The sequence below is a fragment of the Cumulibacter soli genome (assembly GCF_004382795.1).
In the GTDB taxonomy this organism is placed as follows: domain Bacteria; phylum Actinomycetota; class Actinomycetes; order Mycobacteriales; family Antricoccaceae; genus Cumulibacter; species Cumulibacter soli.
On sequence record NZ_SMSG01000004.1, the window covers coordinates 221,993 to 248,246 of the forward strand.

Consider the following 26,254-nt stretch of genomic DNA (forward strand, 5'->3'; position numbering starts at 1 on the left):
CTCGGCGTCGCCGTGATTGGATTGCAGCATGAGACGGCTGGACGAGCGGCTTGGATCGGCCACCGGTCCAGACGATATCTACGACATCTTCACCGGCTGGGCAACCGACGCCGAGATCGAGTTGTACCCGCACCAAGACGAGGCGATTCTTGAACTACTCGGTGGCGCACATGTTGTGCTCGCTACGCCGACTGGCTCTGGGAAGTCGCTGGTCGCCTCGGCCGCGATCCTGAACACGCTTGCCAATGATGGGGTCAGTTTCTACACGGCGCCGATCAAGGCGCTGGTCAACGAGAAGTTCTTCGACCTGTGTCGGCTGTTCGGACCACAGAATGTCGGCTTGCTGACCGGCGACTCGTCGGTGAACGCGGACGCGCCGATCATCTGCTGCACCGCCGAAGTGTTGGCGAACCTGGTACTTCGCGAGGGCGCCCAGGCTGACGTCGCGATGGTCGTGATGGACGAGTTCCACTATTACGGCGAGTTCGATCGCGGGTGGGCATGGCAGGTGCCGCTACTGGAACTTCCGAAGGCACAGTTTCTACTGATGTCTGCAACGTTGGGCGACGTCACTGATATTCGAAAGGATCTGACTCGCCGTACCGGCCGCGAAACTGCGCTCGTGGCCGATGCGCCACGTCCAGTACCGCTGACATTTCGCTGGGCGATGACGCCCGTTGGCGAGACCCTGCAGGAACTACTCGAGGGTGGCGACGCCCCGGTGTACGTCGTGCATTCCACGCAGCAAGCGGCGATCGAACACGCGAAATCTCTGCTGAACACCAAGGTAACCACCCGCGATCAGCAGGACGCGATCGCCGATAAGATAGGCGATTTCCGGTTCGGAGCCGGGTTTGGAAAGACGCTGTCGCGGTTGCTGCGCTCAGGGACCGGCGTCCATCACGCGGGAATGCTGCCTAAGTACCGGCGTCTGGTGGAGCAGCTCGCGCAGGCCGGGTTGCTGCGCATCGTCTGCGGCACCGACACGCTCGGTGTCGGTATCAACGTGCCGATCCGCACAGTGCTGTTCACCGGACTGGCCAAGTTCGACGGCAGCCGTGATCGAGTCCTCAAGGCGCGCGAGTTCCAACAAATTGCTGGGCGCGCCGGCCGCGCCGGATACGACACGGCCGGGTACGTGGTTGTCCAGGCGCCCGAGCATGTGATTGAGAACGAGCGCGCGAAAGCCAAATCGGACGCCAAGAACGCCGCCAATCCCAAGAAGAAAAGCAAACCGCAGTTGCGTAAGCCTCCTCCCGGAACGGTGGTGTGGAGCGAGCAGACCTTCGACAAACTCGTGAATGGCAGTCCTGAGGCGCTACGTTCGCGGATGAAAGTCGACAACTCGATGCTGATCAACGTGATCTCCCGCGAGGAGGACCCGTTCGTCGTGCTGCGTCGATTACTCACTGACAATCATGAACCCCGCTCGAGCCAGCTAAAGCTGGTGCGGCGCGCGCTGAGGTTGACGCGCAGCCTGGTGCGCAGCGGCGTGGTGCAACGACTCGACAGCGTCGACGAGTTTGGGCGGAGGTACGTACTCCCGCCGGACCTGCCTGCAGATTTCGCCTTGAATCAACCGCTGTCTCACTTCGCCCTCGCCGCGTTAGACCTCTTGGACGCTGAAGATCCCGGATATGCCTTGGATGCGGTCTCCGTGATTGAGTCAGTTCTCGAGGCACCACGCGTCATCCTGTTCGCACAACAACGAGCCGCACGCGGAGAGGCGATCGGCGAGTTGAAGGCGGACGGCGTCGACTACGACGAGCGAATGCGTCTGGTCGAGGACATCACGTGGCCGCAGCCGTTAGCTGAACTCCTGGGCGCTGCTTTTGAAACATATCGCCAAGGTCACCCCTGGGTACCGGAGGATGCGCTTGGCCCCAAGTCGATCGTGCGGGAAATGTACGAGCAGGCGATGGGGTTCAACGACTTCATCAGCCGCTATCAGATCGCGCGATCAGAGGGTCTGTTGCTGAGGTACCTCACCGACGCCTACCGAACGCTACGACAGACACTGCCGGACGACGCTTGGACCGAAGAGCTCACCGATCTGGAGTATTGGCTTGGCGAGGTGATCCGACAGGTCGACTCCAGCTTGCTGGATGAGTGGACAGCGCTGAGCAACCCGGACGCTGTCATCGTCGAGCGCGAGGAGCCCGTGAACAAGCCGATCCCACTGTCGCGCCAGGATCGTGCGCTGCGCGTGATGGTGCGCACAGCGATGTTCCTGCGGGTGCAGCACGTCGCTTTCGATCGTGTGGATGCGCTGGTAGCGCTGGAGACTGGAGCGGCCGCGAAATGCTCACCAGAGCGCAGCGCCGTCATGGATCGGGCCGCCTGGGATGCCGCGCTCGATGCCTACTTCAGCGAACATGACGATGTGCTGACCGATGGTAATGCTCGCGGACCGGCGCATCTAACTATCGAGCCAATCGAGGGGCCGCCGCCGGGTGGGGACGACGACGCGATCGCGCGGCTATGGTCGGTGCGGCAGACGCTGGCGGATCCAGAAGAGCACCATGATTGGGTAATCGATGCTGTCGTGGATCTCGACGCCACCGACGAGGCTGGCGAGTTGGTCATGCTCACCACCGCGATGCACCGACTCGGCTAGCCAACCAGCGCTCCCGATCCACTAGACGTCCGCCACCGGCCGCCCCACCTCCCGGGCGCGACCGCGCCTATCCACACTCACCAGGTGTCGACGAACGGATACTTCTTCTCGGTGCGCGGAGCGGTCGGCGGCAGCCGGCGCATACTGTCGGCCAACCATTCTCGGGTCTCGGCGGGGTCGATCACGTCGTCAATTCCGCCGCCAACGGCCACGTTCACCGCCCGCGCGGCCTCGTACGCGGCGTCCACCTGTTTTTGGAACTGTTCGCGCCGCTCGTCCGGGTCCTCGATGGCCTGTAGTTCCTTGCGATACCCCAACTTCACCATGCCCTCGATGTTCATCCCGGCAAACTCTGCGGAAGGCCACGCCACCGAGAAGAAGCCGACCAGGGTGCTGGCCCCGAACATCGCCTGCCCGCCAAGCCCGTAGGCCTTCCTGATGGCCACCGCGAACAGCGGCGTGGTCATATTCGCGCCGACGTTGAACAACCTGGCACAGTGCCGCACGAGGGCCTTGGATTCTGCCTCCGGACCAACCATCATTCCGGGGCAGTCGATCAGGCTTAGCACCGGAATGTCGAATGCGTCGCACAGTTGCATGAACCGTGCGGCCTTATCGGCGCCGTCCGAGTCAATGGCGCCCGCCAGGTGATGCGGGTTGTTCGCAATAACTGCCATCGGGCGACCCTCGACACGGATGAACGAGGTGATGATGCCGATCCCGAAGTCACGCCGGATTTCCAAGACCGAGTCGACGTCGGCGATGAGCTCGATGATCTCGCGCATCTCGTATAGGCGCTTCCCGCCCTCGGGTACGACGTGACGCAGCAGTCGTTGGTCGTGCGCCTCCCACTCGTCGACTGGCCCCTGGAAGTAGGAGAGGTACTTCTTTGCGACGTCGACCGCTTCCTCCTCATCCTTGACCAGGATATCGATGACCCCGTTCGGTGACTGCATCGACGGCGGTCCGAGTTCCTCCGGTGTGTACATACCGAGCCCACCGCCCTCGATCATCGCCGGGCCGCCCATCGCCGTCGTCGAGGACTCGGTGGCGATGATGACGTCGGCGCAGGCCAAGAGCGCAGTGTTTCCGGCGAAGCAACGTCCGTTAGTGATGCCGATTACCGGAACCAGCCCGCTGAGTTTCGAGAACGTCACGAAGGTATAGACGTCCAAGGCCGGACCGGGACCCAACTTGTCGTCCCCGGGCCGCCCGCCGCCGCCCTCGGCGAATAGGACCAGCGGGATTCGGAAACGATGACAAAGTTCGTAAAGCCGATCCTGCTTGTAATGGTTCATTCCGCCCTGAGTACCCGCCAGGACCGTGTAGTCGTACGAGACGACCATCGCCCGTGAACGCTCGTCATCGAACAGGTCACCATTGATCGAACCGGTACCGCCAACCAGCCCGTCGGCGGGCGAGATCTTCTTCAACGTCTCTTCGTCATCCCGAGAACGCCGTCGGGCGACGACCAACGGCCAGTACTCCTTGAAAGAGCCTTCGTCGAGCAGGTGCGCGATGTTCTCCCGCGGGGTGCGGTACCCGAAAGAGTGCCGCTTGTCGACCGCCGCCGTGCGGTTCTCGTCGAGGACGAGCGCCCTGCGATCGAAGAGTTCCTGCAGATCGTCACGGATATGGTCCGGATCAACCTGGGCACCAGCGTTATCGACAGCCTCGGCATCGTTGTCGATCTGATCGAGCCGTACGACCGCTTCGCCTTCGTACACGATGTTGCCGACGTCGGTCGGTATCTCGTATACCCGCCCGGTGGTGCCGGCACGGAGCACATGCTCCATCTTCATCGCCTCGATCACGGCGACCTGTTGGCCCTTTCGTACGACGTCCGAGACGTTGACGTCAATCGAAATGATCGTGCCTTGCATCGGGGCCGGCACCTCTGCGACCTCGCCGTCGCCAATCGCCGACGAAGGCGCCCGCACCGACGTTTGAGCGACCGGCTCCGGGGGCTGGGACGTGCCAGTGAAGTCGAAGAGCGCCAACGGGTCGGCACTGACCGCCTGTGCGCTGCGGCCGTCCGCCCGTTGTGGGGCGGTCACCGTTGTCACCGCCGACTCGACCATCGACAGCGGCGGGTTGGCCTCAGTCCACGCTTCTGCCGCCCGGACCAGTTCGGCCACATGATCGTCCACAAACCGCGTATAGAACCGGTCGGCCAGGACATCCGGGTGGGCGAGGATTGCCTGCAGGAAGGGGATGTTGGACGTGATGCCGTCCATTCTGAAGTCCCGCAGCGCTCTGCGCAGTCGCTTGATTGCGTCCCCGACGTTTCGTGAGCCCGAGTGGACGACCACCTTGGCCAGCAGCGAGTCGAATGCCGGATTCGTTCGGTACCCCGCGTATCCGAAACCGTCCACACGCACACCGGGACCGCCGGGCGGCTCGTAGGTCTGAAGCAGTCCTCCGCCTGGTCTGATCGCCCCGTCCTCGGCGAGTACCTCCAAGTTCACCCGCGCCTGGATCGCATAGCCCCGGGGCTCGAGCGGCGTACCGCCCAGGCCGATCTCGTCGATCGTCGCGCCCTGTGCAAGCTGGATCTGGGCCGCGACGATGTCGACGCCGGTGACTTCCTCAGTCACCGTGTGCTCGACCTGAAGCCGCGCGTTGGCTTCGATGAAGACGAATTGAGTTCCGTCGCTCTCCGGCCCGACATCCAGCAGAAACTCGAAAGTGCCCGCGTTGGCGTATGCCGTGTGGCGCGCGAGCGCCAGCGCGGCGTCGATGATTTGATCGCGGACAGCGTCCCCGATCCCGGGTGCGGGCGCCATTTCGAGCACCTTCTGGTGCCGCCGCTGCAGGCTGCACTCTCGCTCCCCGAGTGACGCCACCGCGCCGTACATGTCGCCCAGGACCTGGACCTCAATATGCCGGGCGCGAGCGACGAATTCCTCCACATAGACCTCATCCGACCCGAATGACATCGCCGCTTCGGACCGGCACCGCGCGTACAGGTCCTCAAGTTCAGCCGCATCGCTCACGACTCGTGACCCGCGACCTCCGCCTCCCGCGATCGCCTTGATCATCATCGCGCGCCCAGCTGGAAGACCGGCGAAGAACTCGGCCGCCTCATCGAGCGACACCGCCCGGTCGATCCCGCGCATTACCGGTACGCCTGCCTCGAGTGCGGCTGCCCGAGCCCGGCCCTTATGACCGAACAACTCCAGGTGTTCGGTTTTCGGGCCGATAAAGGCGATTCCGGCATCGGCGCACCGTCGAGCGAACTCTGCGCTTTCAGCCAGGAAGCCGTACCCCGGATGGATCGCCTCAGCACCTGCAGAAGTAGCCGCTTCCAGCACCGCGTCGATATCGAGGTACGAACGTGGTCCCTTGCCCGGCAGGGCCACGGCCTCATCGACCCGCTGAACATGCAGGCTGTCCGCGTCGTCGACGGAATACACGCCTATAGTTCGGATCCCAAGTTCGGATGCCGCCCTGCTGACACGAAGCGCGATTTCCCCTCGATTGGCTATCAAGATTGACCTAAACGTCATTGATCTCTCCTCTACCGAAACGGCGTTTCGTGACGTAGCGAGTCCATTGGAGTTGCCGCATCGCGGCGGCACATTGCATTGCCCTTCCTGCGGCACGACTCACTTCAGAATCCCGCGGGAAAACAGATCGTTCACGGCATCCTCGGAGAATCCCAGCTCTCCAAGGACCTCGGCCGTGTGTTCACCCAGGTTCGGATATCGCCGACTCGGAACGACCGACCCACCCGGGCGAATGAACTGGTTCTGAGACATGAGTGGGTATCCGAACGGGTGGGTGTGTTCCGTCCACCTCCGATGCATGCCGGCATCGTGATAAAGATGATCGGCAACATTCTCCAGTGGCACCGCGGGCACCCCCGCGGCCTGCAATTGTTCGGACAGTTCCCACCTGACGCACTTCTTAGTAGCGTCCTCAACAACACGCTCTACCTCGTCTTGATGAGCCAGGCGGGTACTAGCGAGAGCGAACCGCTCGGCACACTCGAGGGGAATCGAGAGCACTCGACACAGATCCCGCCACTCGCCATCGGAGCGGATCGACAACGCGAGCCATTCGTCGTCCCCCTGGCATCGAAAGATGCCGTGCGGCGCCATCGACAGGTCGCGATTTCCACGACGCTTCGGATCCTGGCCCTCGAACTGAGCATCAGCAAGCGTCGTACCAGTCATCCACAGCGTGGATTCCAGCATGGCGGCGTCAATGTGTTGGCCCCGACCACTGCGCTGGCGCTCGTAGAGCGCCGCGAGGACGCCCTGTACTGCGAACAGCGGGGTGAAGAAGTCGGCGATCATCACCCCCACGCCTCTCGGCGGGTTCTCTGGGAAGCCGGTCAGCATGTTAATGCCGCCGTACGCCGCGACACCGGATCCAATCGCGCCGAAGCCGCTGCGCGGACCATCGGAACCGACCGCGGGGATGCTGAGAACAATTAACTCGGGACGATCGGCCAGCAGCGACTCTGGGTCAAGACCCCATTTCGCCATCGCCCCGCCCCGGAAGTTTTCGATCACTACATCGGCCCAACCGATGGCCTTTCGCGCGATCTCGACGCCTTCTGCCTCACGCATGTTCACGGCCAGGCTTCGTTTGTTGCCGCCAGCCAAGTTCTGGTGCGAGTTGGTATCGATTGTCTGCAGCCCGGGTGGGTGATTACCGATCTCACGTGCGAGGTCCTGGCGCGTGCTGGACTCCAGACGTACGACATCGGCCCCCATGTCCGCCAGGAACCTAGCCGCGATCGGACCAGCCAGCATCCAAGTAAAGTCCGCGACCCGTAGGCCTTCGAGCGGGAGCCTGCCGGTCTGCGATACCGCGCTGCGGCCGCCCTGTCGACGAGCACTCTCCTGCAGCCACTCGGCCAGCATCGCCGGATCATGCGCTCCGGGTCGCGGCGGCGCCGTCGGCCGCGGCAACGTCGCATGACTGAAGACCAACGGCGCGCGCGGGACGACGACCGGTGACGGGCTATCCGGCACGGCACTGAACATGTTCCGTGCGAGGAGTTGGGGGTCGGACAGCAGATCGGTAGCACCCAACACCGGGGTGACCATGATCAGACGTGACTGACCCGATTGAACGACCTCGTCGGCGGTGTACCTCGTGCATAGCTCCGCCATCGTCTCGGCCAATTGCTGGATGCGTTCGAAGTAGTACTCGTAATCGAGCCATGCCGGATCGTGATAGGTCTCCCCCAGACGCTCCTGTTGAAACCAGGCGATCACCTGCTTGTATCGCGCCCCGAAGAAGACCACGCTCACCCACCGGCCATCGGCGCACTGGAAGACGCCTCCGCGAGGGTTTTCAGCCCAGGAGGGCCGCGATGGAATGCGGTCGTGCCAGGTGAGATGGTTGACATCGCCAGTCTGGGCCGAGGCAAAGGCCACCGCTTCCTGGGCGGTGACCTCGAACCACCCCGCGCGGCCCTGCAACGCGCGCGCGTTGACGCCGAGCAACCCCGCCAGCGACGCGGAGATCGCCGCATACGATTGAGAGAGCAACTCCTTCGGCTGCTCCGGTCGACCTTCGGCGCCGCCACATAACCAAGCCAACCCACCGGCGGCACTCAGCAACAGATCCGTCGCGGTCTCCCCGTTGAAGGGCGAGTCCGGCGGGAACGGGTCGAGCAAGACCAGAGCGACGTCAGGATGCTCCTCGGCGAACGCCTCGATCGAGATACCTAGTTGATCCATGATCGGGCGCCCCGGCGAGCAGATCACCAGGTCACTGCCGGTGATGAGCGCAGTCAACTCACGCCGACCGTCGGCACTGCTCGTGTCAATCTCGACGCTTTGCTTACCTACGTGGAGCGTGAGATCTCGCGCCTCTCGACAAGTGCCCGGCTCGGCACCGCGGTCGCTGTTAGGCCGGTCCACGCGCAACACCGTCGCGCCGAGTGCTGCCAGGAACCTGCCGCCCAATGCGCCAGCCGAATCAGATAACTCGAGTACCCGCAATCCCGCCAACGGCGCACCGTTGGCATCCACGTCGGAAGTTTCGCTCATCGATGCCCCTCTGCATTACGCCGGCCACGTGCTCCAACCGAACGTAATACATCGGCGAGGATCCGTCGGGTATCGCTGGGATCTATGACGTCATCGACGTGGAACGACGCAGCCTGTCGAACCGCTTTGCTTCGTTCATACGCTTCGTCGACGAGTTGCCGGTATCGCTCCATTCGCTGGTTCGTATCCTCGATGGCCTCAAGTTCCTTGCGATATCCGAGTTTTACCTGGCCCTCAATACCCATCCCGGCGAATTCACCGGTCGGCCACGCCACGGCCATCGCCGGCTCGGTGATGCTGCCGCCCGCCATCGCGATAGCGCCCAGACCGACCGCTTTTCGCAGTATCACCATGAACAGCGGGATAGTCAGTTGTGCGCCTACCGTGAACAGCGTGTTGCAATGCCGCACGGCGCCAGTCTTTTCAGATTCAGGGCCGACCATGATTCCCGGCGTATCACAAAGCACCACCAGCGGGATCCCAAACGATTCCAGCTGCTGCATAAAGCGCGCGGCCTTCAGCGCCCCTTCGCTATCGATGGCGCCAGCCATGTGCTCGGGGTTGTTCGCCAAGATCCCGACCGGTTTGCCCTCTATGCGCGCCAGCGAGGTGACCATTCCGCGCCCGTAGTCGCGCCTAAGCTCGAGCACCGATCCGTCGTCCGCGATTCCGGTGATCACGTCCCGGACGCTGTAGGTGCGAAGTCTGTTCTCAGGTATGACATGCCGAAGCACTTGCTGGTCCGATCCGACCCAATCGTCGACCGGTCCTTGGAAGTACGAGAGATACTGCTTCGCCGTCCGCACGGCCTCGGCTTCGTCCCGTACGACAATGTCGACAACCCCATTAGTCGACTGGACCTCGATCGGCCCAATCTCTTCCGGCGCAAATACGCCGAGGCCACCTCCTTCGATCAGCGCCGGGCCGCCCATTCCGATATTGGAGTCCTCGGTAGCGATCACCACATCGCACATGCCAAGCAGCGCGGCGTTGCCTGCGAAGCAGTAGCCGTTCGTGATGCCTATGGTCGGCACACGGCCGCTCAGTCGGCCCATTGCTGCGAAACTCTGCACGGCGAGCGAGCGAGGATTCGCATTGTTCGACGGAGCGGCCTCGCCACCTCCCGCTCGGCGGCCTCCTGTACCGGCTCGTCCGCCCCCGCCCTCGGCGAAGAAAACTACTGGGAGTTCCCAATCCGCCGCCAGTTGCAGTATCCGATCCGTCTTCAGGTGATTGAGTTGGCTTTGGGTGCCGGCCAGCACCATGTAGTCGTAAGACAAGACGGCAGTACGTGATCCGCCCGGACCAAAGTCCGCCCCATTCACATCACCGATGCCGCAGACCATTGAATCGCCTGAGAAGTCGCGAACAACCTCCTCTTCCGGCAGTCCGGTTCCGGACGTGAGAACGAGCGACCCGTGCTCGACGAACGTTCCCGTATCGCACAAGTCATCGATATTTTCACGGGCGGTGCGATAGCCTTTTCGGTGCCGCTTCGCCACAGCGGCAGGACGCGATTCATCGCGACCGGCGGCATGATAGTCAAGCAACTCCTGCAGATCTGGCCTCACGTGATCCGGGTCCAGCTCAGCATCACTTACGTCGACGGATTCGTCCACATCTTGAGGCTCGATGGTTACCAGCGTGTGTCCCTCGAGCACCGCGTCCCCCGGCACCGCAACAACGTCATGAATCATCCCACCGACCGTCGCGTTGATCGGATGTTCCATTTTCATGGCCTCCATCACCGCGACCGGTCGACCAGCAGCAACGAGATCGCCTGCCTGCACGGCAACCTCAACGATGGTCCCCTGCATCGGAGACACCACACGTGTCAGCGATTCGTCGTACGCGGCCTCCCTAGTCTGCCGCCGTTCAGGACCGCGATCGCGTGCGTTGAGGACCGACAGCGGATCATTCGTATCGACACGGGAGCCCGCTAACCCCGATTCGACACCGTCAGGCCCGGGAGTCTCTACATCAGGACGCGGCATCCGCGACAAGATCTCATCGGCGTTGTCGTCGACGAACCTCGTTGACGGCGTCCCCTTCGCCACCGTCGGATGACGCAACACCGCGGCCAGGAAGTTGACGTTTGTCGCCACGCCACGGATACGCGCTTCATCCAGCGACCGAGCTGCCTTCGCGTACGCATCCTCGATTCGATCCGTCCGGCTGTGCACGATCACCTTCGCCAGAAGCGGATCGTAGCGATGCGATGTGCGGTACCCGGTATAACCAAAGGAATCCGTGCGCACCCCCGATCCCGCCGGTAGGTCGAACGCTTGAATCACACCCGAGGTAGGGATCGGACTGCCATCGGGTGCAATTCTTTCGGTGTTGATTCGTGCTTGCACCGCGAAGCCCCGAGGCGAAGGGATGTCACGTTGCCCAAGCCCAAGGGAGGCTAGCGACGAGCCGCTTGCCACTTCGATTTGTGCACGCACCAGGTCCACCCCGAGCACTTCCTCGGTCACGGTGTGTTCTACCTGCAGACGAGGGTTCGCCTCCATGAAGTAGAAGCCCTCATCCGATACGAGGAATTCGAAGGTTCCGAGGCCCTCATACGACGCACACGACGCCATTCGTACTGCCGCATCCGCGATGGCTGACCGCACTTCGCCGGCAAGCCTCGGAGCAGGAGCCACTTCGATGATCTTCTGGAATCGACGCTGGATGCTGCAGTCACGGTCGTAGAAGTACGACACGTTTCCCGCACTGTCACCCAGCACCTGGACTTCGATATGTCGCGCCCCGGTCAAGTACTGCTCAGCGAAAAGTCGCCCATCCCCGAAGAAGGCAAGCGCCTCCGACTCGCACCTCGCAAATGCTTCGTCAACGTCTTCGGCGATCCGGACAATCCGTTGACCACGGCCACCACCGCCCGAGGACGCCTTCAATATCATCGCGCTGTCTTCAGGTAGGGACGACAGGAACTCGGACGCCTGCTTGCTCGTGATGCCGCTTTCGGTACCCGACAACACCGGCACCGACTGCGCTACGGCCAGTTCCCGCGAAGCCGCCTTATCGCCAAATAAAGTCAACGCGTCTGGGCGCGGCCCGATAAACCTGACGCCCCGGTCCTGGCATGCGCGCGCAAACGAGGCCCGCTCACTCAGGAATCCGTACCCCGGATGCACTGCGTCACAGCGCATGTCGACGGCTGCCGCGATGACCGCGTCGATGTCGAGGTAAGCCGCTGGTCCGGTCCCAGGCAGTTCGTACGACTCGTCCGCGTACGAGGCGTGCAGCGATTCGCGGTCATCCTGCGAATGGATCCCTACCGATCGGATTCCAAGCTCCGCTACTGATCGCGCGATGCGGATCGCGATCTCGCCTCTGTTGGCAATCATTATGCGTTCAAACTTCACCGAACCTCATCTCTACGACGGTTGCTATCGGCAGGACAAACTTTGTTGGCATCATGGTGACCTAGCTAGCCGGCTTCGCGTTCCCAACGCGGGTCGCGGCGATCCCCTTGTACGGCGTCCAATCGACACCGTCGACCATCCCGAATGCGCCGTACGTCGCAAATAGCGGAATCACGTAGGCAATCTCGTCCATGTACTTGGCCGCAGCAATGTAGTTCGAATCGGTCTCCTCTTCCCCGATACTTCCGGAGGCCGTAATCAGCAGTTTGTCCAGTTGGTCGTCCTCGACCATGGTGTAGGTCCCACCCGACTGAAACATTCCGGTGAACCGTTGGCTTGGCCCGTCGAGCGAATCACCGAACAGCTGGTACATGACTCCGAAATCGCTTCCGGGCTTGAGCGAGCTAATCCAGGTCGAATAATCTAGAACCTTCAGATCAACATCGATCCCGATGTCATTCCAATACCCCGCAATCGCTTGCGCAACATCCGCCGAGTTCGATTGCCGCCCGTTAGCTAGCCCTGCGAATGGTATCGTGAATCCGTCTGCGTAGCCCGCTTCCTTAAGGAGCGCCTTTGCCTTGTCAGGGTCGTAGTCACGAGGCTTAAGCCCGGCCGCCTTCGCTGGTTCGAAAGTCGCGTTGAACGGCTGGAAGAAGGATATCTTCTCACCCAGACCGAGCATAACTTTATCCAGAATCGTATCGCGGTCGATGGCGAAGTCCATCGCCTGACGCACACGTTGATCCATCCATGGCTTACCCTCTTGGTCGGCCAGCAGGTTGAACTTAAGATCCATATTGTCGCCATCAAGATCGGTAATGATCGTCAATCCCGATTCAGCCTCGAGTGACTCCAACTGCTGGGAGGGAATCGCAGATATGAGATCGGCCTGCCCGCTCTTCAGCGTCGTCGAGCGCGCCGTGCTGTCCGGGATGTAGTTAAAGGTGTACTTCTTGAAGCCTGCGGGAGTACCCCAATAGTCATCGAAACGTTCGAGCGTGAATCCCTTATTCACTTCCAGGGACACGTACTTCAGTGGCCCGGTACCTACCGGATTCGTCGCGAACTCGTCGTCGCCCACTTTCTCGATGTAGGCCTTAGGGATGATCGGCGCGACCGCACACAGCGGCATGAACGCCACATCGGGCTTCTTCAGATGAACCTCGATGGTTGCCTGGTCTACAATTGCCACCTTGTCCAACTGCCCGAGGTTGTAGGCGAATATGTTGCCGATTTTCGGGTCGACAAACCGTTCGAAACTAAACTTCACATCTTCGGCCGTCACGTCCGAGCCGTCATGGAACTTGACACCACTGCGGAGCTTGAATGTGTACACCCGGCCGTCGCTGCTTACCTCGGGAAGTTCAGCCGCGATCGCGGCCACTTGTTTACCGTCCGGATCGTAATCGAGGAGCTTTTCGTACACATTAAGATGAAAGTAATTGTCAGCGCCCACAGTCAACTTATCGGCATCCAGATTGTTAGGCTGGGCGCCAATAGAGAGGCGTAATTCATCACTGGAGACCTCGCTTCCCGAGGATCCGGAGCCGCAAGCCGACAAAAGCGGCGTTAAGCCGGCAGTCAGACCTAATATGCCAAACCCTTGCAGGACGCCTCTTCGCGAAACTCGGTAGTCGGCCAGCGCGCGCAGATCATGTTCGAACGTCATTCGAAACCACCTTCTCTGATCGTTTATTGCTGCCTCCGCCCGCTCGGGGTTCGCGCGGACGTCAGGCGAGAGATTTACCCAAACTCGAATACGGCAGTCGGCATCACCATCCGTCGAATGAGAAGCAGCCAGGATCGATGCTTTGTTTACGATCCGATGTCGTCACGTTTGACCACTACGCCGGCTGCCTCGCGGTCCCAGGCGTCGGTAGCGCCAATCTTTCGCAGTTCAGCCTTCTGAACCTTCTGGGTCGGCGTCCGCGGCAGTTGATCGACTTTGCGGATATACCGGGGAATCATGAAGTGCGCCATCCTGGGACGGAGGAACTCGATCAGCTCCACTGGGTCCAGTTCCGCACCATCGTGCAGGACGACGAAAACGAGCACCTCGTCCTCGCCAAACTCGCTCGGCGCAGCTACCGCGGCAGCCTCAAGAATGGCTGGGTGCGCCTGGACCTCCACCTCGATCTCGTACGACGACATGTTCTCTCCACGGCGTCGAATCGAGTCCTTCACGCGGTCGATGTAGAAGTAGTTTCCGGCCGCGTCACACTTGACCGCATCGCCGGTGTGAAACCACCCATTGCGGAGACTCGACGCAGTCGCTTCGGCGTTGCGGTAGTACCCCGACGACATCTCCCAAGGTTCGTCAGTACGCACGAGCAGTTCGCCCACCTGCCCGACGGGTACTTCGATGTCGTTCTCGTCGACTATGCGCACCGATACGCCCGGACGCAGGCGCCCACAGGAATACAGTTCCTTCGCGTTCAAGTCAGTACGAAGCGGAACCGATACCTCCGTCATATTAAAGACGGTGTAGAAGTCGATCCCAACACGTTCCGCGAAGGCGACCGCGTCAGAGTTGAAGGGAGTAATGAGCGCGAGACGCAGCGTCGTCCGTCGCTCATCCTCCGTCACGGGCTCATTCAGTAGAAAACGCGCGACCGACCCCATCAACACCATGAATGTCGCGCGAAGACCACGCACCTCTCGCCAGAACGTCGAGGTGCGGAACCGCGTCGACACTGCGATCGAGCCGCCCGTGCCAAGCGCCCACAAAACCCCTGAGATGCCGGTTACGTGATAGAGCGGCGTGTACACCAACGCGCGATCTTCAGGTGCGCTCGTGGGGTTGCCTTCGAGCGCCATCGTCCCGATGTGCCGGTATGACGCCAGTACCGCTTTCGACGGTCCCGTCGTCCCAGACGTGTACAGCACCATCTGTGTGTCCCACGGCCGAACGTTTTCGGCGCTCGGGTCAACCGACCGAGGCTGACACAACTCCCCGCTATCACGCAGCGAGACTCGCTCGGGCGAACGCTCGAGGGCGCCAAGGGTGTAGACGAGTTCGAGCCCGCCGGCATCCACGGAATCCAACCGCCCGACCAAATCCGCGTGAGTCACCATGATCTTTGCCTCGGCGAGGCTGAGTGCGTGCTCGAGCAGCGCGCCACGGTAGGCGGTGTTCATCGGCACATGCACGCCGCCTAAATAGTTCACGGCCAGCCACGTGCGGATCATGAGCGGTCCGTTTTCCAACCACGTCACGACCATGTCGCCCGGTCTTACCCCGGCGTCTTGTAGCACACGCGCGGTATCCAGTACCAGCTCGCGTAGCTCCGTGTAGTTCCACTCTTCGCCGGAATCAAAGACGGCGAAGGTGTCCTCCGGTCGGCGCGAGGCCCAGTGATCAAGCACGGCCGCGATCCCGTGCTCAAGTATTCCGGCTCGGCCCGCCTTCACTTCATCAGGCATTCGAGACGCTCCTTCCTGACAGCGACACGAGTGGTCGTTACTAATTGCGGACTAGTCGGCTTTGCACGTCGCCACGTTCCAAAGCAAGTGACAGCTCGACACGGGATCTCAGACCCGTTTTCCGATATAGGCGCGTCAAGTAGGTCTCGACGGTCTTTCGGCTGTAGTGCAGAGCGGCAGCGATCTCCTGATTCGTTAAGCCGTGGCGCACCAGATCCGCTAAACGCATCTCAGATTCGGTAAGGCAGATCGCGCGTGCACCCGCTGCGCGGCCGTCCCTCTCCAGCCCGACTGCAGCACCGAGTTTCTCTGCGCGATCGAGCCACGGTTTGGCTCCCAGATTTTCGAAGATCCCCAGCGAACGTTCCAAATTTCGGCGTGTAGCGACGCCCGCTGATGCCAGCGCGTATCGGGCCTGACCGACCAAGACCAGATCGCCTTGCGCTTCCCCATACGTCAATGTGCGCTGCGCGGCGGATACGTTCTGGTTCAAGAGTGCTTCGTGCAGATTCAGGACGGCTTTGAAGCGCGGGAACCCCGTTCGCTGCGCCAAGGAACGCAGGTCCCGCAGGGGCCTGGCAGCCGATTGAGGATCACCAGCATCGAATAGCCCGTCGAGGCACAGATCCAGCGCACCATATTCGACCTGATTCCAACCAGCGTCCCGAGCTCGCTGTGCGATTTCCAGCAGGCGGTCAGCGCCGTCCGTTACTTGTTGATCGATCACCTGCGCGCGGGTTCTTAACGCGTCGGCGTACTCCACGACGGATGACCATTCTGCGTTGTGTAGTACATCTCCGATGGTTTGCCGAGCCGCCGCGACGCGACCCACCCCTAGAAAAATGCGAGACTCGAGCAATTTCAGCAGGGTGGCATTGACCTTGAATCCCGAGAGTTCGACATCGACCAATCGCGACCGGATCAGTCGCAGAGCCTCGTACCACGATCCCGTACGGTAGGACAGCAAGGCCTGCGCGTAGGACATCTGAGCGCCCAAATTACGCGATTCTCTCCCGTCCAACAGGTCGTCGATCTGATCTCTGAATATCCGCGCTTGTCTGAGGTTCCCGGCGGCTACGTTGATGTACAGCCCCGCCTCGAGAGCAGTCGCTTTGTGATTGGTGTGGTACTGGCCGCGCGAGTCCCCTGCTATATCTGCGATCCGGTTCGTCACGGACGCGACCTTTCGGTACGTTCCGATCCCGTTCTCAAGTTGGCCTAAATACGTCAGAGCCAGTACTTCATTGGTCGGCGCGCTGTACGAAACCTTCTCCAACAGCCCCTCGACCGACGCCCGCGCATCCTGGACACGTCCCAAATGCGATGCGGCGAGAGATTTCAAGGCGTGCATCGGCACCGCATCTGAACTCACTGGCGCGTATTCGTCGACCAGGTCGCACGTGATTTCGAACTTGCCCATCGCATACATCGCGTTGAGCACCGCGTACCTGGTCCGTTCGGCAAGATAGCCAGGCTTCAGCGTTGAGATTGCGTCCAGGCCCACGTCGATCGCGCGCTCGGGAAGCGATCCTCGCCAAAATGCGGCGGCCTGCCAAGCGAGCAGTTTTGCCCTCATGTCGCTTTCGTCAGGCAGCAGGTCAATGGCGCGTTGGTACCACTGGGCCGCAATACGGGGCGACGAGAATCGAACCGCTGATGCGGCACGACACGCTGCGCGGATCGCTACCTGATCGCCACGCTGAGCAGATTCCACCGTGTGCCAGGCTCGCAAAGAAATCTCAGATGCGCTTAGCTCCTCCACCGAAGAACTCGATTCCAATTGCACCAGAATGGCGTTGTGCACGCGCTGCCGAAAATTGTCGTCAAGGCTTTGATAAACCGCTTCGCCGATCAGCGGATGAGAAAACTCGAAACCGTCGTTCGCCGTTCGGACCAATATCGCGTCAGCAACCAACTTCTCGAGAGTTACGCTCATCTGATCCGCATCGAGACCCGACAGCATCTTTACGAGTTCAATTTGAGTACCGACTACGCGCTGAAATACCGAAATGATCTCTGCTACCTCGCGCGCATACGGCGGTTGCTGCGCGACACGTTCCAGTACGACCATCGTTGGGTTGCTCGCCACACTCGGCGAACCGTCGGCGTAACTGGCCAGCCGGGCTCGACCGCCTATAACGCACAACACCCCGCGCTGTCGCAGCGCGAGGATATGCTCTTGCGCAAAGAACGGGACGCCGCGAGAGTGCTGGAATACGGTGTCGCTCAGTTCCTCATCTGGGTGTGCACCGACCATCTCCGTAATCAGTGCCATGATGTCGGCGCGGTCCAGAGGCTCGAGATTGACGCTATGGCCACCGATGGCCTCGATGAAGTGCCTGATCCCTCGGCGCGTTCGAACAGACTCGTGGCCGTCACCGCGTGCAGCCATTACGAAGAAGATCCGGCGATCCTCCAATCGGCCCGCAAGTCGCACTAGCACCTTGATGCTTTCCTCGTCGGCGAGATGCGCGTCGTCAAGCGCGACCACGGTTGGAGCGTCACTCGTCAGTCTTTCCAGATAGGTGACGAGCTCGCGAGACGGCGGTCGAAAGTAGCTCATACCGCCGGCCTGTGGGCTACCCATGGCCTCGTCGATTTGCTCCAGCAACTCCTGCCCGAGCTTGTCCACATCCGGCTCGTAGTTGTCCTTTGCGCTCTCAAGAATCGCTCGCAGGCTTGCATACGCGATTCCAGCATCGACGCTCATCGCCCGCCCGACGAGAACATTCATGCCAAAGCGGCGCGCCATGGCCAGAAACTCCTCAATCAGGCGGCTTTTGCCGATCCCCGCGGCCCCGGTGATGAGACAGGTTTGGCGCTCGGAGCGCATTGCAGATTTGGCCATCGCAACGAGCTCGCTCACTTGGCGCTCGCGACCAATTAGCGGTAGTGCTGTTGGCCCTAATCCCACGGTCGTCACGATGACCTCACCTCCTTCGCGCTTATGCCCTCGGGTCAATTAGTCGGTATAACGCGTCGACGACCAGCAGAATAACCACGAAGGCCGACGCGTATATCAACGTTAATAGTTGAATAATAGGGAAGTCGTAGTTACTCATCGACGTCACCAACAATTGACCCAATCCGGGCCACGCAAACACCATTTCCACGACAATATTTGAGGCAATTAGATTAGCGAGTATCAAGCCCATGACAGTCAGAATCTCGAGACTTCCGTTAGGCATGACATGCCGCAGGAGTATTCGACGTTCGGACGCACCCTTTGCCCGTGCTGTATATACGTATGACTCGTTACGTTGCTTCACGAGCGCGGCGCGTGCGAGGACAAAAAGAATTGATATCTGTGTGGTCGATTGTGTTATTACCGGAAGTATGAAGCTCGATGGACCGGTCATCTGTGTTCCGTCGACCCACCTGAGCGTCCCCGCGAAAAGGAGTATGAGCAGTGGACCAAGCCAAAAATCCGGTACGGAGATCCCGACGCTGGCGGAGGAGGTAAGCAACTTATCGGTTCGCTTGCCTGCCTTGCGCGTCGCCAGCATCGCCGCCGGGATCGCGACGGCCAGCGTGACGAGGAAAGAGATACCTGCGAGCATGAGCGTCGGGCCGACTGCGTTCGCTACGACAGCCCCCGCCGGCTGCCGCTGGTAGTACGACTCGCCGAAACTGAACGTGGCCAGATCTTTCAAGTAATCGAAGTACTGGATAATCAAAGGGCGATCAAGGCCGAAGAACTTGGCTGTCGCGTCGAGTTGCGCCGGATCGGCTCCCGGCGGCGACATCAACGAGACCGGGTCACCGGTCAGTCGAGTCAAGAAAAAGACAATCGTGGCCGCTCCCCAGATGCTCACCATCGCCGCAACCAGGCGAACCCCGATGAACTTCGTACGACGCCACTTCGGCTGTATCGCCAGGTCCAATTCGACTAGTGAAGTTGGATCGGCCTTCACCGCGCTCCTGGTCATGCCCGTCCCCCTACGATCGCGGGCGATTCGCCATATACATGACATCTCACCTTCTGGGTGCCGCTGGGAGTTCGCGTCAGCGCAGGCGCCATCTCCCTGCACGGATCGATGACATCGGGGCACCGCGCCACAAACGGACAGCCGCTTGAGACCCGGGCGCTGGGATCCTCATCGCCACTGTCTTGAAGGGGGTGATGCACGGCCGCTATGAGTTGCTTCGTATACGGATGTGCGGGGCTGCTGACGATGTCTTGCGTCGCCCCCTCCTCGACCACGCGACCTTGGTAGAGGACGTACAGGTAGGTCGTGAGGAAATAGATCGGGGTCACGTCGTGGGACACCACAATGAAGTTCGCATCGTGCTCGCGCGCTGTGTCCCGTAGCAGGTTCAGCACGAGCCCACGCAGTGATGCATCAAGCGACGTCACGGGCTCATCCAGAACAATCACCTCCGGCTCGGAGGACATGGCGCGCGCTATGCACACCCGTTGGCACTCGCCACCACTCATACCTCCTGGGCGCCGAGCAAGGTATGCCTCCGGCAGGTCTACCGATCTGATCAATCTGCGCGCGAGTTCCATTTGTTGCGTTCGATTCAGCCCGTTCGTGACCGTCGCCGGCTCGGTTATCGACTTCCAAATCGGCATGCGCGGGTTCAACGAACTGCGTGGATCCTGGAAGACAGCCTGTACCCGCCGATGGAACTCCCGACGGTCGGCAGCTGGCGCGTTGCCCAATGCAGAACCATGAAAAAGAACCCGTCCCCGCGTCGGCTCCTCCAGGTGCAGAAGCTGCCGTAGCAGCGTTGTCTTACCTGACCCAGATTCGCCGACAATTCCTACGGACTGTCCAGCGGTCAGGCGGAAGTCGATCTGGTCGAGCGCGATGACAGGCGGGTTTCCCCGGCCCCCGAGGTAGTGTCGTCCGACGTTCTCGGCTTCGAGAATGGGCACAGTTGTGCCACGATCATTGTCGTTGCGAATCTCAGACACGATGTCCTCCCTCAACCCCGTCAGCTACTGGGTTGTGGCACCACACCACATGGTTTTCGGTGACGGTCGAGGCCGGCGGGAACGCCGAGTGGCACGCATCGACAGCGTTGGCGCACCTGCCGACGAACGGGCAGCCGGCAGTCGTGTCGGTGCCTTCGGGGGCCGGCGGTATGAACGACATCCGACGATCGATGAGGGCCGGAGTCAACTCGGGAACGCTATCGAGTAGCGCGCGCGTATAAGGGCTTCGAGGCGCCTCGAGGATCTGCTTGGCCGACCCCTGCTCCAGCACTCGGCCGCCATACATGACCGTCAAGTCGTCGGCGGTATCCCGGATCACTCGGACGTCGTGACTGATCAGAACCAGGCTCGCTTCAGACTGTCGGCAATCGTCCAGCAGTAAACGAAGCACACGTCCTTGGAGTGATACATCAAGGGCGGTGGTGGGTTCGTCGGCCAACACGACCTTCGGCTCGCCAGCAAAGGCGATGCCGACGCAGACTCGCTGACGCATTCCCCCGCTGAGTTGATGCGGGTAGGCGTTAGCGACGGCTTGACTGTCCTGGAAACCGAGGTCGTCCAAAGTCTCGTGGACCCACTCCCCTACTTGGCTCGGGGAACCTATGTCGTGGATTTGCCTGGTCTCGCCGAGCTGCCACCCGATCTTGCGAAGCGGGTTCAATGATGACAACGGATCCTGAAAGACCATGCCGACGTGACGGCCACGCAATGCCGCTGCTTCATCCACGCCGATCACAGCATCGCCGTACCGAAGACGCCCTTCAGACGCGGTCAGGCCCGGCGATAACAGCGCCGTGATTGCTTTACACAGGGTGGACTTTCCGCTGCCGGACTCGCCGATAATTCCCATGACGCGGCCCGGGCGCAGCACGAGTGAGGCATTTTTGACGACGTACTTACCGGCATCGTCATGGACGCTGAGGTTGTCGACGTGCAAGACCGTGTCATTGCCGATCGCGCCATCGTCTAACTCGGCAGCATCCGTGTCGCCGTGATTACTCTCTGACGTCGCTACCTCAGTCGACGGCGCGATAGCCGGTGCTCCAATGACGTTTCCGGTGTCAGCTGACAACTTGAAGCGGGTCCAGTTGCCGAAGGCGTTGAGCGCCATCACGAAAGAACAGAACGCCACGCCAGGAATGACCACCATCCACCACGACTCAAGATGGTCCTTGCCGAGGCCGATCATGCTTCCCCAGTCCGGTTGCGGCGGCTGCACCCCGACCCCGAGAAATGAAAGCGACGCTCCGATCAATACGCAGACGCCGAGATTCAGAACGCAAAGCGCGAGGAACGAGTTCAGGGCATTCGGCACCACATGCCGGAACACAAGTCCTGGACCTCTCCGACCAGCGACCCGCGCGAGTTGTACGAATGCCGACGAACGCACGGTAATGACATCGGCGCGGACAAGACGCGCGTAGTAGGGCCACGTCGCGACCGATATCGCAAGGATCGAACTCTTAACGCCGGGCGTGAAGGTGAACGCCATCAACATGGCCAGAACGAATGTCGGGATCGAAAGCTGGATGTCGCTAAGCCGCATCAGCAGGAACTCGAGCCATCGCGCACCGTTCGAGGCAGCCAGACCGACGATCAAGCCGATCGTGCCAGCAATCAGGACGCTGAGGCCGGCGACGATCAGCATCGGCCGGATGCCCCAGATCAACCTCGAGAGCATGTCGCGGCCGAGGTTGTCGGTACCTAAGAGGTACATCCCGAACTCGTCCGATGAAAAACCGGGGCCCTCGCTCACAACCGAAAGTTGCTGTTCGATGGGGTCGTGGGGAGCTAGAAGCGGAGCGAACACGCCCGTCAGAACGATTATCGCGAGCCACGTGATCGCTACCCACGGTGTTCTGAATTCCCTGCGGCGCCGCCCCTTCGCGGCATGTGTTGTGCGGCGTGAGTCCTTCCTGTTGGGAGAAAAACCGGTAGCCGCAGACGGCTTGGTGTGCTCGTCAACTAACGCCATAAGTGCTCCCCTCGATAATCTCGTCGACCACAGCGACACTGACCGAATGTGCGGCGACGCGAGATTGGTCGCACATACTGCGGCTCAGACTTCAAGCGGCCAAGTCGATTAATGCGGTTCTGGCAACTTTCCGATTCTGTCGGCGCGCGGAAACAAGTTACGATGCGCGAATTACGACTACTCCCCCTAAGTTTCCTCAATCCGGCAAGCTACTCATCTGAGTGACTAGTCAATTCGACTAGGCGCTCCCGTAGGACATGCTTTTTAATCTTTCCGGTCGCCGTCAAAGGCATCTCGCTAACGATTTCGATGCCCGGGACTTTGTACTTCGCCATATTCTCGCGACACCACGCCTCTATTGATCGCTCATCGACATCCGCCCCAGCGGCTTCATCGATCAGCACGAACGCGAGTGGGCTTTCGCCCCGTTTAACGTCCGGGATTCCGATTACGGCCGCTGATTCGATCGCGGGATGCTTCGACAGCAGCACCTCGATCTCGGACGGAAAGACGCTCATACCGTTCACTTTGAGCATCTCCTTGCTTCGCCCAAGGAACCTCAAGCAGCCGTCTTCGCCGATCTGACCGATGTCTCCCGTGTGCAGCCACCCATCCTTGAGCGCTGCACGTGTCGCATCGGGCTTATTCCAGTAACCGGTAAGCAGTGATGGGCTCTTCACGCATATTTCGCCCTCAAGACCTACCGGCAGAGTTTTCCCGGTGCCGAAATCGCATATTTTGAAAACCGTCCCTGGCATCGGCAGACCGCAGAAGACCGGCCGCGAATTGAGGTCATAATCGTCCTCTTGAAATCCTCTGATGAAGGAGTCACTGGTATGCGTTTCGGTCATGCCATACGAACCCTCGCGCAGAACGCTGTCAACGTGCACCGCATTTCGCCACCGGGCTCGCACATCGGAATTGAGTCGCGTCACAAACGACATAGCGGCCGGAGCCGTGAGCGAAGAGAGATCGAATTCATCGAATCGATCATGCTCGAGAATTTCGATATAGTTATCGACAGTCCCGGTGACTGCAGTCGCTTTGTAGCGGTGTACGGCCGTCATTACAGCGACCGGATCCCAGCGCGTCAGTAAGACACATGGCCGACCGGTATACACGGGGTATATGACGCAACTATTTTCGCCGGCAATCCAGAACACAGGCAGGAAGCTGACCATGACTGGCTGCTCGTGTTGCCCGCCGGTGAACCGCGAGTTTTGCGTTGCGGCGGCTGTGTACAGCATGTGTCGCTGTGTGTGTTCGCATCCCTTCGGCAGGCCCGTCGTTCCGCCGGTGTAGTTCAGCGCAGCTAAATCGTCCAGGTGCGTCTGAGGCCACTCCTCAGGCAACGCAGCGCGCATTACATCCCGCCATCGTGCCGCGTGGCTTGTGGCGGGATGGTGATTCGCCATTCCTGAAGGCGTCGGAATCGAAGGTTTCGCCGGTAGATACTCCGTCAAGGAGGTCGTGACCATCGCGCGCAGCGCCGTACGGTCCAGTACTCGGCTCACTAGCGGCGCTAGATCGTCGAGCACGAAGATCAGTTCGGCGCCACAGTCCTCTAGCTCGTACACCAACTCTGACTCTTGGAACATTGGATTGACGGGTACGTGCACCGCGCCGATTTTGAGGATTCCGTAGAACGCGGCAATGAACTGCGGACAGTTCTGCATCATCACCGCTACCCGATCGCCCCGACGTATTCCTTGCTGCAGGAGATAAGCCCCGACTCGATCGCTGATTTCGTCGAGCTCGCCGAAGGTCATCTCGTACCCGTAAAAGACCAAGACCGGGTCGTTGGGCGATATCCGCGCACGCTCTCGCAGGTACTCCGTTAAAGGCCGCTCACCCAGCTCGTAACCGAATTCCTGGGGCACTTCTGTCGGCCACACATCGCGCTGCCGCCGACGGATGTCCTCCGCAATTTGCTCTTCGGTGAGACTGCGTTCAGCCGGCATGTGCAGCGTGCCTTCTTTCTCCGGTCCGATTCGACCGTTCAAGGGGCGCTGGCATCTCGAGCGGTCTTTGGTGAGTGAGATCACGCTACGACCGGGATTTACGGGTCGGCTAGTAGGGCATCCCCTACACCTTGATCGCGAGGAAGGCGCGGCGCGACAAGGATTTCGCGAGCCGGAACGCATGATGGGCGCAGTTCACTATGTGGGATCGGACTTACGTGTGCGACCTCAGACGAGGCGGGAATTCTCTGGCTTCATCGGAAAGTGCCGTTGGCAGAGGGTACCCACGCAGCGCTACGCCACCCAGCGCAGACCGATGACTTTAGGCCTCGGTCATCCTCGGCGCCTGACCTGCGAACGCACGACGCCCGTGTCGGCGAGAAATCACCGACACGGGCGTCAGATAGCCACGAATTACTTCGTGACCCCGTGTACGAAATCGACCACATCGTCCATGAGAACCTTCGCGCTCGGGACAGCACCCTGCAGCCAGAACACGCCGTGGACCATGCCGTCGTACCGCTTGGCGGTGACCTCAACTCCAGCATCACGCAGCGCCCCCGCATACGCCTCGCCTTCATCGCGCAGCGGATCAAACTCGCACGTTCCGACGTACGCCGGAGGCAGGTCAGCGAAGCTTTCCGCACGCGCCGGAACCACGTAGGGGTTGTTGGTCGGATCGGCCGCACCGAGGTAGTGCGCCCAGAACCACTGCATCGACGAACGCGTCAACAGGTAACCGTCGCCGTTCTCCTCCAACGACGGACTGCTCCAGTCATAGTTGGTGACGGGGTAGATCAGCGCCTGTCCGGCGATCTGCGGACCCTTGCGATCCCGCGCGGCCAAGGACACCGCGGCTGCGAGGTTGCCGCCGGCGCTGTCGCCTGACACGACAATCTTCGCCGGGTCAATGCCCAGATCCGCAGCGTTATCGGCAACCCACACAGTCGCGGCATAACAGTCATCGAACGCTGCCGGTGCGGCATGCTCGGGCGCGAGCCGGTAATCAACGGATATGACAACGGAACCGGTGCGGTTCGCCAGCGTCCGGCATGGCTTGTCGACGGTCTCCAGATCACCGATCACCCAGCCGCCGCCGTGGTAATAGATGATCGCCGACCTCGGGCCATCGGTCGCCGGCGTGTAGATCCGCACAGGAATCGCGCCGTCGGGACCTGGCACGGTGCGGTTCTCGACGTTGGCGACCTCCTCTGCCTCACCTTGCATCTCGCCAAACGCCTCGGTAGCGGCGCGCGCCAACGGCACCGGCGATTCAGCGGTGGGCGGTGCACCTGCCTCGGCCATAGCAGCAAGCAAGCCTTCAACTTCCGGGTTCAACGGCATAAAATTGTCTCCCTCAGATGGTGCCCAGTGATCGTGCAGGCAGTCTCCACTGCACTATGGCACACCTCACACGCGCATCACAGTCGAGCCCAAAATGCGGTGAGCCGAAAGATTTTTGGCGGAGATGTCGATATCGGTAGATCCGTTCCGTCCCAGGTGCGAATACGGTCAAGAGGGCCGCATCGAATCGGAGGAGATCGTCATGGCCAAGTACCTCATGCTCAAGCATTACCGCGGCGCACCGGCATCGGTGAACGACGTACCCATGGACCAGTGGAAGCCCGAAGAAGTAACCGCACACATCCAGTACATGAACGACTTCGCGGCGCGCCTGCGTGAGTCCGGCGAGTACGTCGATAGCCAGGCATTAGCGTTCGACGGGATGTGGGTGCAGTTCGGCGGCGAAGGTCGCCCGCCCGTCACCGACGGCCCCTTCGCCGAAACCAAGGACCTGATCGCTGGCTGGATGCTGATCGACGTCGACAGTCAGGAACGCGCAATCGAACTGGCCGGCGAGCTATCCGCGGCGCCAGGAGCCGGCGGGGACCCGTTGCACGAATGGCTGGAAGTCCGCCCGCTGCTGAGCGGTGCGCCGAACGGCGAGTAG

Annotated in this window: 13 protein-coding genes; 2 read left to right on the plus strand and 11 right to left on the minus strand. The window is 61.0% G+C overall.

All coding sequences use genetic code 11. From position 1 onward, the window contains the following. Window positions 1-28 precede the first annotated feature (28 nt). The gene (locus E1H16_RS10530) at window positions 29-2,617 is read left to right on the plus strand and encodes a DEAD/DEAH box helicase (protein WP_134323834.1); all 2,589 of its coding nucleotides are present in this window, start codon (window positions 29-31) and stop codon (window positions 2,615-2,617) included. 77 nt (window positions 2,618-2,694) lie between these two features. Here the strand turns inward: E1H16_RS10530 and E1H16_RS10535 are convergent, their stop codons facing one another. The 11 genes from E1H16_RS10535 to E1H16_RS10585 all read right to left on the minus strand — a co-directional run bounded on the left by E1H16_RS10535 (window position 2,695) and on the right by E1H16_RS10585 (window position 25,647). Further along, entirely contained in the window at window positions 2,695-6,126 is a 3,432-nt protein-coding gene (locus E1H16_RS10535) for a carboxyl transferase domain-containing protein (protein WP_134323835.1), read from the minus strand. Between the two features lie 99 nt (window positions 6,127-6,225). Next, on the minus strand, window positions 6,226-8,628 hold the full coding sequence (locus tag E1H16_RS10540) for a CaiB/BaiF CoA-transferase family protein (protein ID WP_134323836.1): 2,403 nt from the start codon (window positions 8,626-8,628) through the stop codon (window positions 6,226-6,228). Continuing rightward, window positions 8,625-11,999: a carboxyl transferase domain-containing protein gene (locus E1H16_RS10545; protein ID WP_134323837.1), complete on the minus strand. Its 3,375-nt coding sequence runs from the start codon at window positions 11,997-11,999 to the stop codon at window positions 8,625-8,627. The genes E1H16_RS10540 and E1H16_RS10545 overlap by 4 nt, the downstream gene beginning before the upstream one ends. A gap of 61 nt (window positions 12,000-12,060) precedes the next feature. Next, window positions 12,061-13,671: an ABC transporter substrate-binding protein gene (locus tag E1H16_RS10550; RefSeq protein ID WP_134323838.1), complete on the minus strand. Its 1,611-nt coding sequence runs from the start codon at window positions 13,669-13,671 to the stop codon at window positions 12,061-12,063. A gap of 146 nt (window positions 13,672-13,817) precedes the next feature. After that, window positions 13,818-15,425: an AMP-binding protein gene (locus tag E1H16_RS10555; protein WP_134323839.1), complete on the minus strand. Its 1,608-nt coding sequence runs from the start codon at window positions 15,423-15,425 to the stop codon at window positions 13,818-13,820. A gap of 40 nt (window positions 15,426-15,465) precedes the next feature. Then, window positions 15,466-18,348 carry a helix-turn-helix transcriptional regulator gene (locus tag E1H16_RS10560; RefSeq protein WP_208378991.1) on the minus strand — a complete coding sequence of 961 codons (2,883 nt, stop codon included), beginning with the start codon at window positions 18,346-18,348 and terminating at the stop codon, window positions 15,466-15,468. 22 nt (window positions 18,349-18,370) lie between these two features. Next, the gene (locus E1H16_RS10565; RefSeq protein ID WP_166741711.1) at window positions 18,371-19,339 is read right to left on the minus strand and encodes an ABC transporter permease; all 969 of its coding nucleotides are present in this window, start codon (window positions 19,337-19,339) and stop codon (window positions 18,371-18,373) included. A gap of 11 nt (window positions 19,340-19,350) precedes the next feature. Then, window positions 19,351-20,346 (minus strand): ABC transporter ATP-binding protein, encoded by a 996-nt coding sequence (locus E1H16_RS10570; protein ID WP_134323842.1) that lies wholly within the window; start codon window positions 20,344-20,346, stop codon window positions 19,351-19,353. Then, complete coding sequence (locus E1H16_RS10575; RefSeq protein ID WP_166741712.1) at window positions 20,339-22,123, minus strand: dipeptide/oligopeptide/nickel ABC transporter permease/ATP-binding protein; 1,785 nt, start codon at window positions 22,121-22,123, stop codon at window positions 20,339-20,341. Before E1H16_RS10575 ends, E1H16_RS10570 begins: the two co-directional genes overlap by 8 nt. A gap of 428 nt (window positions 22,124-22,551) precedes the next feature. Further along, window positions 22,552-24,345, minus strand: coding sequence for an AMP-binding protein (locus tag E1H16_RS10580; protein WP_208378992.1), 1,794 nt, complete (start codon window positions 24,343-24,345; stop codon window positions 22,552-22,554). Window positions 24,346-24,717: 372 nt separating this feature from the next. Beyond that, a complete protein-coding gene (locus E1H16_RS10585) occupies window positions 24,718-25,647 on the minus strand; it encodes an alpha/beta hydrolase (RefSeq protein ID WP_134323844.1) in 930 nt (309 codons plus the stop codon). A 202-nt stretch (window positions 25,648-25,849) separates the two neighbouring features. Between E1H16_RS10585 and E1H16_RS10590 the strand changes: the two genes are divergently transcribed. Further along, window positions 25,850-26,254 carry a YciI family protein gene (locus tag E1H16_RS10590; RefSeq protein WP_134323845.1) on the plus strand — a complete coding sequence of 135 codons (405 nt, stop codon included), beginning with the start codon at window positions 25,850-25,852 and terminating at the stop codon, window positions 26,252-26,254.